Source organism: Streptomyces daqingensis (assembly GCF_014645895.1).
GTDB lineage: Bacteria > Actinomycetota > Actinomycetes > Streptomycetales > Streptomycetaceae > Streptomyces > Streptomyces daqingensis.
On sequence record NZ_BMMP01000003.1, the window covers coordinates 255,564 to 268,379 of the forward strand.

Genomic DNA, 12,816 nt, shown 5'->3' on the forward strand with positions numbered 1-12,816 from the left:
GACGGGCCGGATCGCGCGGCACCGTCTCGCAGCACGGAGCCGCCGGTGCGGAGCTTTTGCGGGGCATTCAGGCGCCTGGCCCTGCGCCCCCGTCGCCCTCCGGAGCCGGCGCCTCTGGGGACGCCGCCGCGGCGGCCGCCTGCTGTGCGGACTGCTTGAGCAGCTTCCGCAGCCGTGTCGTCCGGTCGGGGGCCGTGACCGAGGCGACAGCCCGCGGCAGGGCGTCCTCGGCGCCGTGGACCACGGAGAGGTGCCGTTCACCCCGGCCGAAGGCCGTGTAGACCCACTCGCGCGTCAGCGCTCCCGTGGCGTCACCCGGGAGCACCACCACCGCTGCGGGCCAGCGCATCCCGACCGCCTGGTGGGCCGTGACCGCCCAGCCGTGGCGGACGGTGCCCGCTACCCGCTCGCGCGCCACGAGGACGCTCTCACCGGTGCCCGTGTACTCCAGGCGCAGCCCCTCGTCGTCGCCGGAGACGACGGTCGCGGGCGCCGTCCGCCCGGGAGCGGGGGTATGGACCACCCGGTCACCCGGGTCGAAGCCGCCGAAGCGCCCCGGGCCGGGGTGCAGCCGCTCCTTCAGGGCGGCGTTCAGCGCCCGGGTGCCGGCCGCGCCGCCGTGCCCGGGAGTGATGACCTGCGTGTCGTCCGCGGGCACGCCCAGCGCGCGGGGAACCGAGTCGGCGACGAGCTGGACGGTGCGGTGCACGGCCTCGGGAGCGTCCCGCACCGGGACGATCACGACCTCCTTCCCGGGGGCCTCGACCTGGGTCAGCTCTCCGATCCCGATGCCCGAGACGAGCTCGCCCACGGGGCCCGGGTCCGGCGTGCGGGAGGCCACGCGGGGGCACGCGCCGGAGGACAGCACGTCCGCGAAGACCTGGCCCGGGCCCGCGGAACCGAGTACGTGCGGATCGCCGCTGAGCACCAGGCGCGCCCCGTCGGGCAGGGACTCCACGAGAGCGGCCGCCGTCTCGGCGTCCAGTTGGGGAGCGTCGCAGACGATCAGCAGATCGAGTGACCATGCTCCGTCCTCGTCCCTCGCGGGGCCCTCGCGGCCTTCGAGGAGCCCGGCGACGGTGACGACGCAGGACGCCGCGCCCTCGGCGCCGGAGAGCTCTCCGTCCGGGGTGCCGTCTCCGTCCCCCGGGCCGCGGTCTGCGTCCTCCGGGCCGCCGTCTCCGTCTCCCGGGCCGCCGCCCTCGCAAGCGGCCACGAGGCCTGCCAGCCGGGCCCGCCCGTCGAGGCTGTGCGCCGCCGCGTACGCCCGCAGCCCCGCGTGCCGTGCGGCGGCCAGGAGCGCGGCGGGTTCGGCACGCGCGGCGTCGCCGCCGGTGTGGACCGTCAGCCCGTGCCCGGCGACCGCGCGGATCAGTTCGGCGGCCGACGGGGAGGGAGCGGAGGCTGCCGCGGCCTCCCAGGCCTCCGGACTGCCGGGCCGGGCCCCGGAGGGCCCGTCACCGGGAGGTTCGTCCCCGGCGGGCTCGCCGCCGCCCGCGCCGCCCGGGGTCTGCTGCTGGGCCCCGATCACCCGGGCCAGGCCGTCCGCGAGGCTTTCCTCCGCGAGGGCGTAGCGGTCGAGCCCGAGCAGCAGCTCGACGGGGCGCTCCGCACCCTCGTCCCCGGAATCTCCGCCCGCCCCGGCGGCCTCCGCGGGGGCGGTGCCGCCGCCGGGCATGGCGTCGAGCGAGTCCTCGAAGACGAGGACGGCGCCCGAGTCGACCGCGGCGCGGACCGCCTCGTCCGGCTCGGGAACCCCGTGCTGCGAGAGGCCCTTGGCGAGCGCCGCCGGCTCCAGCGCCGTGTGCCCCGCGAGCGCGGCACGCTCCAGCAGCCAGACGACGAGCGCCTGGGCACGGCGCTCGTCCTCCGGGCCGCACTCGCCGCCCAGGAGAGCGCGGGCGAAACCGTCCGCCTGCTCCGGACGGACGCCCGGTGCCGCCAGGAGCTGCCACGGGTCGGCGCGCAGCAGCTCCGCCGCCGACTCGCCCAGTGCCTCGGCGGCGGGTGCCGCCAGCCCTTCCGGCGCCCCGCCTTCCGCGAGGACCGCGCGCAGCTCCTCCGGCACGGTCACCGGACCGCTCGCGCGCCCGCCCGCGCCGGGGCCTCCGGCGGGGGAGGGGCCCGGTGCCGGGCGGGGCGGGCGCGGGCCTGGCGCGGCCTGCGGCGCGGGTTCGGCGAAGAAGGACGCGGCGGAGCGCTCGCCGCTCTCCACCGCCCTTACGGCCGCGAGGAGTTCGGCTGCCTTGGCGTCCCCTGTCTTGGCGTCCGTCACAGCTCGCTCCAGTCCTGGTCGGGGTAGCGGTGCACCGGCGCCGACACGTCGTCGAGCGCTCGGCAGATCTCGTCGGGAAGGCTAAGCCCTTCCACTGACAAGGCCTCCGTGAGCTGCTGCGACGTGCGTGCGCCGACGATCGGCGCCGTGACCCCGGGACGGTCCCGCACCCAGGCGAGCGCGACCTGCAGCGGGGAGACCGCCAGCCCGTCGGCGGCCGTGGAGACGGCGTCGACGATGCGGTCGGCGGTCTCGTCGAGGTACGGGGCGACGAACGCCGCCAGCTGCTCCGAGGCGCCGCGGGACCCGGGCGGCGGGTCGGCACTGCGGTACTTGCCCGTCAGCACTCCGCGGCCCAGCGGGGAGGAGGGCAGCAACCCCAGGCCCAAGTCCGCGGCGGCGGGCAGGAGTTCACGTTCCACGCCGCGCTGCAGCAGGGAGTACTCCATCTGCGTGCTGGCCAGCGTCGTGCGGGTTCCGGGGGCGGCGAGCTGCCAGGTGGCGGCCTTCGCGAGCTGCCAGCCGCTGAAGTTCGAGACGCCCACGTAGCGTGCGCGCCCGCTGCTGACCGCGATGTCCAGTGCCTGCAGCGTCTCTTCGAGTGGTGTGTCCGGGTCGAAGGCGTGCACCTGCCACAGATCGACGTAGTCGGTGCGCAGCCGTTCCAGGGAGGCGTCGAGCGCGGCGAGCAAGTGGCCGCGTGAGCAGTCGAACCGCCGGTCGGGATCGGGGACGCTGCCCGCCTTGGTGGCGATGACGAGGTCGCGGCGCGGCACCAGACCCTCCACGAGTCTGCCCAGGAGGTACTCGGCGCCGCCGTCCGCGTAGACGTCCGCCGTGTCGACGAGCGAGCCCCCCGCCTCCCAGAACGTCTTGAGCTGATCCGCGGCGTCCCGCTCCCCGGTGTCCCGGGCCCAGGTGAGGGTGCCGAGGCCGAGTCGGGATACGCGCAGGCCGGTGCGGCCCAGATGCCTTGCCTCCATGGGCGTTGAGGTTACTTGCGGCCGCACGTTACAGTCCCTCGGACAGAGACGTTACTGATCAGTAAGGGGACCATATGCGGCTCGGTATCAACCTCGGCTACTGGGGCGCGGGGATGGACGCGGACAATCTCGCCGTCGCCAAGGAGGCCGACCGCCTCGGCTACGACGTGTGCTGGGCCGCCGAGGCGTACGGATCGGACGCCCCCACGGTCCTCTCCTGGGTGGCCGCGCAGACGGAGAACATCGACGTCGGCTCCGGCATCTTCCAGATCCCCGCCCGTACGCCCGCGATGACGGCGATGACCGCCGCCACCCTCGACTCCCTTTCGGGCGGGCGCTTCCGGCTCGGCCTCGGCGTCTCCGGCCCGCAGGTCTCCGAAGGCTGGTACGGCGTGAAGTTCGACAAGCCCCTCTCGCGCACCCGCGAGTACGTGGAGATCATCCGCATGGCCATGTCCCGCGAGCGCCTCAGCCACGAGGGCGAGCACTGGACGCTTCCGCTGCCCGGCGGCCCGGGCAAGCCCATCAAGCTCACCGTCCACCCCGTACGCGAGGAGATCCCGCTCTACATCGCGGCCATCGGCCCGAAGAACCTGGAGCAGACCGGGGAGATCGCCGACGGTGCGCTGCTGATCTTCTTCTCCCCGGAGCACGCGGAGGAGACCACGCTGCAGCACCTGCGCGCCGGCCGCGAGAAGGCGGGCAAGGGGCCGGGGCTCACGGGCTTCGACGTCTGCCCGACGGTGCCCATGGCGGTGGGCGATGACGTGCGGGCGCTGGCCGACCAGTTCCGTCCGTACACCGCGCTGTACGTCGGCGGCATGGGCAGCCGCAAGCAGAACTTCTACAACCGCCTCGCGCAGCGCATGGGTTACGAGAAGGAGGCCGCCGAGATCCAGGAGAAGTACCTGTCCGGCGACAAGGAGGGCGCGGCGGCGGCCGTGCCGCACGAACTCATCGACTCCACCACCCTCGTCGGCCCGGTCGAGCGCATCGCCGAGCGCATGCGCGCCTACGCGGACGCGGGCGTGACGACGCTCTCCCTCGCGCCGGCCGGTTTCGGTCTCGAGGAGCGGCTGAGCGGGCTGCGGGCTGGCGTCGAGGCGCTGGAGCGCGCCGGGGCGGCCTCCTGAGAGGGCGGCCCGGACGGCGTTCCTGAAGCGCCGTCCCGGGCTGCGCGCCCGGACATGCCTACGGCCGTGGTGGGGGCTCGGGGTCTTCCCCGCCACGGCCGTCACGCAACTCAACGTCCCGCGTGCGGAAACGGTTACGCGCCGGCCGCGGACGCCCCCTCACCGGAGCATCCGCCCTACCAGCCTGCCGGTCGCAGGGTGCCCCGTGCCGCCGGGCGCCGTGTCACATCCACCCGCGACGCTTGAAGAAGCGGAAGAGCATCAGGCACGCCGTCGCGATCAGCGCGATCACAGTCGGGTACGCCCACACCCAGTCCAGCTCCGGCATGTGCTCGAAGTTCATGCCGTACACCCCGGCGATGGCCGTCGGAATGGCGAACATGGCCGCCCACGCGGAGATCTTGCGCATGTTGTCGTTCTGCCGGACGCTCATCTGCGCGAGGTTCGCCGACAGCATGTCCGACAGCAGCCGGTCGAGGCTGTCGACCTGGTCGTGCACGCGGGACAAGTGGTCGCTGACGTCGCGGAAGAACGGGCGGGACTCCTCGTGCACGAAGGGCACCCCTGAGCGCGTCAGCCGCTCCAGGGGCTCGGCGAGCGGCCCCGTCGCGCGCCGGAAGCCCAGCACCTGCCGCTTGAAGCCGTAGATGCGGCCCGCCGTGTCCCGGGCGGACCGGCCCTCGGGGGCGAAGACGTCCTCCTCCAGGCCCTCCAGGCTCACCTGGAGGTCGGCCGCCACCTCCATGTACTGGTCGACGACGGCGTCGCTGACGACGTACATCACCGCCGTCGGACCGTGCCGGAGCACCTTCGGGTCCTGCTCCAGCCGCTCCCGCACCTCGCCGAGCGGATTGGCCTCGCCGTGCCGCACGGTGACGACGAAGGAGTCGCCGATGAAGAGCATGACCTCGCCCGCGGAGACCGTCGCGGTGGACTGGTCGTAGGAGACGGGCTTCAGGACGAGGAAGAGGGAGTCGGAGTAGACCTCCAGCTTGGGCCGCTGATGCGCGTGGAGGGCGTCCTCGACGGCGAGCGGATGGAGCCCGAACTCCTCGGCGACGTGGTCGAATTCGGCTTCGGTGGGCTCGTGCAGGCCTATCCACAGGAAAGCGTCCCCCGCCTCCCTGGCCTCCGCCAGGGCGTCGGAGAAGCCGGACGGGCGCTCCATGCGCTGTCCGTCCCTGTAGATGGCGCAGTCCACGATCACGACAGGTCATTGTGCCCCGTCGCCGCAGCTCCAACCACCGCGGCCGCCCCGGCCGGCGGCGGGGGACGGCGGCGCGGGCCGCTCGCTTACGCTGGCAGGCATGCCCACGCTGATCCTCGTACGGCACGGCCGCTCCACCGCCAACACCTCCGGACTGCTCGCGGGCCGCACTCCGGGGGTGGCGCTCGACGAGCATGGGCAGACGCAGGCCGAATCGCTCCCGGACCGGCTCGGCGCCCTGCCCCTCGCCGCCGTCGTCAGCAGCCCCATGCAGCGCTGCCAGGAGACGCTGGCGCCGCTCGCCCGCGCCCGCCCCGGCCTGCCGGTGCACACCGACGAGCGGATCTCCGAGTGCGACTACGGGGACTGGAGCGGGCGCAAGCTGGCCGAGCTCCTCGAAGAGCCGCTGATGACGACGGTCCAGCAGCATCCCTCCGCCGCGGCGTTCCCCGGCGGGGAGTCGATGCGGGACATGCAGGCCAGGGCGGTCGAGGCGGTACGCGAGTGGAACGGCCGCATCGAGGAGGAGCACGGGTCCGGAGCGCTGTACGCGATGTGCTCGCACGGGGACATCATCAAGTCCGTCGTGGCCGACGCCCTCGGCATGCATCTGGACCTCTTCCAGCGCATCTCCGTCGCCCCGTGCTCGCTGACCGTCATCCGCTACACGGCGCTGCGGCCCTTCCTGCTGCGGCTGGGGGAGACCGGGGAACTGGACTCGCTCGTACCGCCGGAGCGTCCCGCCGGGGAGGCGGAGACGGCCGCTGAGGGAGAAGGCGCGGCGGATGGCGCGGCAGACGCTTCGCGCAAGCCCGGCGGGGAAGACAGAAGCCGCGAGCAGGGGAGCAACGCCACTGTGGGAGGCGGCGCTTAAGCGCGAAGATCGGCAGTCGCAGTAGGGTGCCCATTGACCGAGTAGACGTCGACGACAACGGAGCAGGACGTGTCCCGTCAGGTGTTCCTCTACGACCCTCCGGACCGATTCATCGCCGGTACGGTCGGGCTGCCAGGACGGCGCACCTTCTACCTCCAGGCCTCCGCTTCGGGCCGTACGACGAGCGTCGCGCTGGAGAAGGCTCAGGTCGAGGCGCTGGCCGAGCGGATCGACGAACTGCTCGACGAGGTGGTCCGCCGCTCCGGCGGCAACGCCCCCGTCCCCGCCGTCGCGCCCTCCGAGACCGACGACAAGGAGCCGCTGGAGACGCCTGTCGAGGAGGAGTTCCGCGTCGGGACGATGGCCCTCGCCTGGGACGGCGACGGCGAGCGGATGGTGGTCGAGGCGCAGGCCATCGTCGAGCTCGAGGCGGACTCCGACGAGGATCTCGCGGACGCCGAGGAGCGGCTGCTCCAGGACGACGAGAACGGCCCCCCGATGCTGCGGGTGCGGCTCGACGGGGCCATGGCCCGCGCGTTCGCCAAGCGGGCCATGGAGGTCGTCAACGCCGGACGTCCGCCGTGCCCGCTGTGCAGCCTGCCGCTCGACCCGGAAGGGCACGTGTGCCCGCGGCAGAACGGTTACCGGCGGGGCGAATGAGCAAGCAGGCCGAGTCAGCTTCGCCGCCGCGGCCGGGCCCTCCGTCCGGCTCCCCGGCGGACGAGGAGACGCGCCTCCACCTGGAGCGCGGCGCGCTGACGGTGCTGGGGCAGATCCGGGAGGCATCGAACGCGGTGCTCTTCGGGCGGGTCGAGCACGAGGGCCGCGGCTTGCCGTGCGTGTACAAGCCGGTGGCGGGCGAGCGTCCCCTGTGGGACTTCCCCGACGGCACGCTCGCGCAGCGCGAGGTGGCGGCGTACGAGATCTCGCGTGCGCTGGGCTGGGACCTGATCCCCGCCACGGTCCTGCGCGAGGGCCCCTACGGCCTCGGGATGTGCCAGGCGTGGGTCGGGCCGCTGCCCGGCACGGAGGACGACGACGAAGCGGGCACTGAAGCGGGCAGCGACGCTGAGGCGGGCGGCGACGGCACCGGTCCGGGAGAGTCCGCGGACGAGGCCGCGCAAGCGGACGTGCGGGACGGCGACGGGCGCGTCGACGGCGCGGACGAGGCCGCCGGACCGCCCCCGGGTGAGGCGCTCGGAGACCTGCTCGCCGTGGTCGAGGGCGACGAGCCGGGCGCGGGCTGGAAGACCGTCGGACACGTGGACACCGGCGGAGCGCGCCCCGCCCTGCTCGTACACGCCGACGACGCCCGGCTCCGGCGGCTCGCCGTCGTCGACGCCGTGATCAACAACGCGGACCGCAAAGGAGGCCACCTCCTGCCGGCCCCCGGCGGACGGCTCTACGCCATCGACCACGGAGTCACCTTCCACGCGGACGGCAAGCTGCGGACCCTCCTGTGGGGGTGGGCCGGTGAGGAACTCACCGCGGAGGCCTGCGCCGCACTGCGTGAACTGGCCGCGAGGCTGGCCGACGGCACTCCGCTCGCGGCCCGGCTGTCCGAACTGATCACTCCCGAGGAGATCGACGCACTCCGCAAGCGCGTCGACGCGCTGCGCACGTCCGGACGGCACCCGATGCCCGGCGGCGACTGGCCCGCTATTCCCTGGCCGCCCCTGTAGGGGCCCTGCGGAGCCTCGGCGGCCGCGGCCGCGGGTGCGCGCACCGGCGGACGTGCCGATACTCCTCAACCGCAGCCGAGCCCCGTCAAGGCCGTGTATCCGGCCATTCACACAACTTGCCCATCTCTCGCCCCGTTCGCCCGAGATGCCGAACGGCCGTCCGGGTTAGGCTCGTGGAATGCATGCCTGGCCCGCTCCCGAAGTCCCCGCCCTGCCTGGTCAGGGCCGCGATCTGGAGATCCACGACACCGCGACCGATGGACGGGTGACCCTCGTCCCAGGTCCGGTCGCCCGCCTCTACGTCTGCGGCATCACGCCCTACGACGCCACCCACCTGGGGCACGCGGCGACGTACAACGCCTTCGACCTCGTACAGCGCGTGTGGCTCGACACCAAGCGGCAGGTGCACTACATCCAGAACGTCACCGATATCGACGACCCGCTGCTGGAGAGGGCCCAACTCACCGGCGAGGACTGGACGGCACTCGCGGAGCGTGAGACCGCGCTGTTCCGCGAGGACATGACGGCCCTGCGGATGCTGCCCCCGAGGCACTTCGTCGGGGCTGTCGAATCGATTCCTCGCATCGTGCCGATGGTCGAACGGCTCCTCGAGCTCGGCGCGGCGTACGAACTGGAGGGTGACGTCTACTTCTCCGTCGACGCGGACTCCCACTTCGGCGAGGTGTCCCGACTCGATGCTGAAACGATGCGGCTGCTCTCGGCCGAGCGGGGCGGCGATCCCGAGCGTCCCGGAAAGAAGAGCCCGCTGGACCCCATGCTGTGGCGCGGCGCGCGCGACGGCGAACCCCGGTGGGACGGCGCCTCCCTCGGCTTCGGGCGTCCCGGCTGGCACATCGAGTGCGTGGCCATCGCGCTGGAGCACCTCGGGATGGGCTTCGAGGTGCAGGGCGGAGGCTCGGACCTGGCCTTCCCGCACCACGAGATGGGCGCCTCGCACGCCCAGGCGCTCACCGGCGAGCACCCCTTCGCGCAGACGTACGTGCACGCCGGCATGGTCGCCCTGGACGGCGAGAAGATGTCCAAGTCGAAGGGCAACCTCGTCTTCGTCTCGCAGCTGCGGCGCGAGGGCGTCGACCCCGCCGCGATCCGTCTCGTGCTGCTCTCGCGCCACTACAGGGACGACTGGGAGTACGCCGGCGAAGTGCTGGACGAGGCCCGCTCACGGCTCGCGCGGTGGCGTGCCGCCGTCTCACGGCCCGACGGCCCGCCCGCCGAGAGTGTGGTGGCCCAGGTACGGGCAGCGCTGGCCGACGATCTGAACACGCCCGACGCCTTGGCCGCCGTCGACCGGTGGGCGCAGGCGCAGGAGTCCGAGGGCGGCACGGACACGGGCGCGCCCGGTCTGGTCTCGCGGACGGTCGACGCGCTCCTGGGAGTCGCGTTGTAGCGAAGCGGCGGCAACTCCCGGGCGCCCCGCGGGAGTCAGTGCCGAAGACGGCGGAAGGGCCGGACCGCGCCGGGTGGCGCGGCCCGGCCCTTCGGCTCGGTCCGGGCCGTCGGGGGTGTCCGGCCGGTGGCGGTCCGCCGGTACGGTCCGACCGCCGCGGTGCCAGGACCGCCCGATGCCGTACGCCCGGCCTGCGGGCCTCATTTCTCGCCGGGGTCCTCGCCGGGCTCGTCCTGCGGGGAAGGCTCCGGCTCACCCGGCGACTGCTGTCCGGACGACTGCTGTCCGGACGACTGCTTCCCGGGCGCCTGCTTCCGCGGCGTCTGCTTCTTCGGGGTCTGCTTCTTCTGCGCCCGCTTCGCGGGCGTCTCCTTCTCGGCGGCGGGCTTCGCGGGCTTCTTCTGCGCCTGCTTCTTCTGCGTCTGCTTCCTCGGCGTCCGCTTCTTGGGCTTCTCGCCGGCCGCGCCGCCGGACCCCTCGCCCTCGGTTGACTCCGCTCCGTCTCCGGACTTCTTCGCCGCCGTACTGCCGCCCTTCGCGCCCTTGGCGGCACCGGTGCTCTTCGAACTCCCGGTGCTCTTCCTGCCCTTGGCGGCCGCACCGCCGCCGGTGCTCCGCGATCCTCCGGTGCTGCGGCCGGAGGTGCCCTTGCCGCTGCTCCGGCCGCCCGCCCCGCTGCCGTCCTGCTTCCCGGACGTGCGGCCCTCGTCGCCCTCCGGGACGCCCGTCTGCCCGACGTCCCCGCCGTCCTGCGGGGCCTCGTGGGTCTTGCCGTCCGTGCCGGCGTCGTCTGCCTGTTCGCCGTCTGCCTGTTCGCCGACGTCTTGGCCGCCGCCGCTTTCCGTGCCGTCGGGCCTGTCCTCCGTGGTCGAGGGCCGCCGCCGCCACGACGTTCCACCCGTGCCGCGGCGGAACGAACTCGACCCGGACTCACGGGCACTGTCGCCCGAGCCACCTCCGGCAGGTCCGTCGTCGCGGCGCCGCAGATAGCGCTCGAACTCCTTGGCGATGGCTTCTCCGGACGCCTCGGGCAGTTCGGCGGTGTCGCGGGCCTCCTCCAGCGACTGCACGTACTCCGCGACCTCGCTGTCCTCCGCCGCCAGCTGGTCCACGCCCAGCTGCCAGGCACGGGCGTCCTCCGGCAGGTCGCCGAGCGGCACGCTCAGCTGCAGCAGGTCCTCCAGCCGGTTGAGCAGCGCCAGCGTGGCCTTCGGGTTGGGAGGCTGCGAGACGTAGTGCGGGACGGACGCCCACAGGCTCACCGCCGGAACCCCGGCGTGAGTGCACGCCTCCTGAAGGATGCCGACGATCCCGGTCGGGCCCTCGTACCGGGACTCCTCCAGGTTCATCGTCCGCGCCAGGTCCGAATCGGACGTCATGCCGGTCACGGGCACCGGACGGCTGTGCGGGGTGTCGCCGAGCAGCGCCCCCAGCACGACGACCATCTCGACGCCCAACTCGTGCGCGAAGCCCAGGATCTCGTTGCAGAAGGAACGCCAGCGCATACTCGGCTCGATCCCGCGTACCAGCACCAGGTCACGGGGGCCGCCCTTGCCGCCGGCGTTGTCGACGCGAACCACGGACAGCCGCGTCGTCGGCCACGTGACCTTGCGTACGCCGCCGTCGAGCCACACATGCGGCCTGTTGACCTGGAAGTCGTAGTAGTCCTCGGCGTCGAGAGCGGCGAAGACCTCGCCCTTCCACTCCTTCTCCAGGTGCCCGACCGCGGTGGAGGCGGCGTCGCCGGCGTCGTTCCAGCCTTCGAACGCGGCCACCATGACCGGGTCGACCAGCTCGGGAACTCCCTCGAGCTCGATCACCCAGCGCCTCCTTCCGGCCGGGACGGAGCACGCGCTCCATGCCCGGCAGCAGATCCAGTTCCGTGCGGCAACCAGCCTACGGCGTGTGCAGGCCACTGCCGCAGCCTTGGCCGCCCCAACTGCCTGACCAGAGCCGGTGGAGCAGCTGCCGCGCGGCGCTCCGGCCCCATCGCCTCACGCGGACGCGACCCCACCGCGCCAGGTGGCAGCGGGGCCGCCGCGCACGCGGAAGCGACCCCGCAGCACCGTCCGGTGCCGCTCATCGGGGGTGCGATGCGCCGCCCGGCCTGCTCGTAGTCCCCCGGGTGACCAGCCGCGTCCCGAGCCGGACGCGCGAGTCGCCGGTGCCGACCTGCTGTACGGCGTCGAGCAGCAACCGGCCCGCGACCAGGCCCTGTTCACGGACGGACTGACCGACCGTGGTGAGGTCCAGCAGCTCCGCGACGGGACTGTCGTCGAAGCCGACCACCGACATGTCCGCCGGTACGTCCACACCGGACCGCCGCAGCGTGCGCAACGCCCCGACGGCCACGTCGTCGGCCTCCGCGAAGACGGCGGTCGGCGGCTCGCGCAGCGACAGCAGCTCGCCCATGGCCCTGGCGCCGCCGTCCGCGCCCCAGGGTGCGGAGACGACGGCGGCAGGGGCCACCTCGAGTCCGCGTTCGCCCATGGCCGAACGGAAGCCCGCGAGACGGCGCCTGGAGACGCCCTGGTGGACGCCCTCGTCGTCGGTGGTGCGGATCATGCCGATCCGCTCGTGCCCGAGGTTCGCCAGATGGTGCACCGCCTTGGCGGCGCCCTCGCTGTCGTCGATGCCGACCTCGGGCAGGCCGCCGGGCAGGCAGGTACCGGCTCCCACGACGGGCATGCCCAGCCCGTCGAGCCGCCGTGCCTCCCGCTCGGTGAGGGAGAGGGCGATCACGACCAGCCCGTCGGCCCGGCGCCGTACCGGGAGCGTCTCGAAGAACTCGCGGCGTTCCGCGGTGCCTTCGACGTGGTACAGGACGATCTCGAATCCGGCGCCGCGCAGCACCTCGTGCACGGCGGCCAGCACCTGCGCGTGGAACCAGCGGGCGATGAAAGGGACGAGCACGGCCACCGATCCGGTGCGGCCCGTGACGAGCCCCGAGGCGGCGGGCGAGACGACGTAGTCGAGGTTCTCCGCCGCGCGCAGGATGCGCCGCCGCAGGGCGTCGGAGACACCGGGCAGGCCGCGCAGCGCGCGCGAGACGGTGCCGCTGGAGACGCCCACGGCGTGCGCGACGTCCGCCATCGTCGTCGCCGGGTGCTGCTGCTCGGAGCTCACCGCGGCAGATTAACAGCCGGTGACGCAACCGATTCAGTACGTGGGAGACCACCCTCACCTTGACCTCGGAGAAAACGCTGTCCAGGATTGCGCAAGCGTTTTAGTAACCGGCCCGGCCGCGCCCGGCG

At 73.4% G+C, this 12,816-nt stretch carries 9 protein-coding genes and 1 pseudogene; 5 read left to right on the forward strand and 5 right to left on the reverse strand.

What is annotated here, in order from left to right; genetic code table 11:
• Window positions 1-67: 67 nt before the first annotated feature.
• Together IEY56_RS06170 and IEY56_RS06175 are read right to left on the reverse strand one after the other, a co-directional pair.
• Window positions 68-2,341, reverse strand: a complete 2,274-nt coding sequence (locus IEY56_RS06170; RefSeq protein ID WP_189036242.1) for a helix-hairpin-helix domain-containing protein — start codon at window positions 2,339-2,341, stop codon at window positions 68-70.
• The gene (locus IEY56_RS06175; protein WP_189036053.1) at window positions 2,272-3,258 is read right to left on the reverse strand and encodes an aldo/keto reductase; all 987 of its coding nucleotides are present in this window, start codon (window positions 3,256-3,258) and stop codon (window positions 2,272-2,274) included. Before IEY56_RS06175 ends, IEY56_RS06170 begins: the two co-directional genes overlap by 70 nt.
• A gap of 74 nt (window positions 3,259-3,332) precedes the next feature.
• Here IEY56_RS06175 and IEY56_RS06180 point away from each other — a divergent pair, with 74 nt between their 5' ends.
• On the forward strand, window positions 3,333-4,391 hold the full coding sequence (locus tag IEY56_RS06180; RefSeq protein ID WP_189036054.1) for an LLM class F420-dependent oxidoreductase: 1,059 nt from the start codon (window positions 3,333-3,335) through the stop codon (window positions 4,389-4,391).
• A 223-nt stretch (window positions 4,392-4,614) separates the two neighbouring features.
• Here the strand turns inward: IEY56_RS06180 and corA are convergent, their stop codons facing one another.
• Entirely contained in the window at window positions 4,615-5,598 is a 984-nt protein-coding gene (corA, locus tag IEY56_RS06185; RefSeq protein ID WP_229711651.1) for a magnesium/cobalt transporter CorA, read from the reverse strand.
• A 100-nt stretch (window positions 5,599-5,698) separates the two neighbouring features.
• Here corA and IEY56_RS06190 point away from each other — a divergent pair, with 100 nt between their 5' ends.
• The 4 genes from IEY56_RS06190 (at window position 5,699) to mshC (ending at window position 9,562) form a co-directional block, all read left to right on the forward strand.
• Window positions 5,699-6,472, forward strand: coding sequence for a histidine phosphatase family protein (locus tag IEY56_RS06190; protein WP_189036055.1), 774 nt, complete (start codon window positions 5,699-5,701; stop codon window positions 6,470-6,472).
• 69 nt (window positions 6,473-6,541) lie between these two features.
• Window positions 6,542-7,132: a DUF3090 domain-containing protein gene (locus IEY56_RS06195; RefSeq protein WP_189036056.1), complete on the forward strand. Its 591-nt coding sequence runs from the start codon at window positions 6,542-6,544 to the stop codon at window positions 7,130-7,132.
• On the forward strand, window positions 7,129-8,154 hold the full coding sequence (locus IEY56_RS06200; protein ID WP_189036057.1) for an SCO1664 family protein: 1,026 nt from the start codon (window positions 7,129-7,131) through the stop codon (window positions 8,152-8,154). Before IEY56_RS06195 ends, IEY56_RS06200 begins: the two co-directional genes overlap by 4 nt.
• 178 nt (window positions 8,155-8,332) lie before the next feature.
• Window positions 8,333-9,562 (forward strand): cysteine--1-D-myo-inosityl 2-amino-2-deoxy-alpha-D-glucopyranoside ligase, encoded by a 1,230-nt coding sequence (gene mshC, locus IEY56_RS06205; protein WP_189036058.1) that lies wholly within the window; start codon window positions 8,333-8,335, stop codon window positions 9,560-9,562.
• A 644-nt stretch (window positions 9,563-10,206) separates the two neighbouring features.
• On the opposite strand, the pseudogene IEY56_RS06210 reads toward mshC, so the two are convergent.
• Together IEY56_RS06210 and IEY56_RS06215 are read right to left on the reverse strand one after the other, a co-directional pair.
• A pseudogene (locus IEY56_RS06210) lies at window positions 10,207-11,382 on the reverse strand (PAC2 family protein); the annotation flags it as partial.
• 259 nt (window positions 11,383-11,641) lie between these two features.
• Entirely contained in the window at window positions 11,642-12,688 is a 1,047-nt protein-coding gene (locus tag IEY56_RS06215) for a LacI family DNA-binding transcriptional regulator (protein ID WP_229711652.1), read from the reverse strand.
• Window positions 12,689-12,816: the final 128 nt, after the last annotated feature.

Coding starts and splice junctions, on each gene's coding strand:
- IEY56_RS06175 (WP_189036053.1), bottom strand. CDS start 3,258: ATGGAGGCAAGGCATCTGGGCCGCACCGGCCTGCGCGTATCCCGACTC.
- IEY56_RS06180 (WP_189036054.1), top strand. CDS start 3,333: ATGCGGCTCGGTATCAACCTCGGCTACTGGGGCGCGGGGATGGACGCG.
- IEY56_RS06200 (WP_189036057.1), top strand. CDS start 7,129: ATGAGCAAGCAGGCCGAGTCAGCTTCGCCGCCGCGGCCGGGCCCTCCG.
- IEY56_RS06190 (WP_189036055.1), top strand. CDS start 5,699: ATGCCCACGCTGATCCTCGTACGGCACGGCCGCTCCACCGCCAACACC.
- mshC (WP_189036058.1), top strand. CDS start 8,333: ATGCATGCCTGGCCCGCTCCCGAAGTCCCCGCCCTGCCTGGTCAGGGC.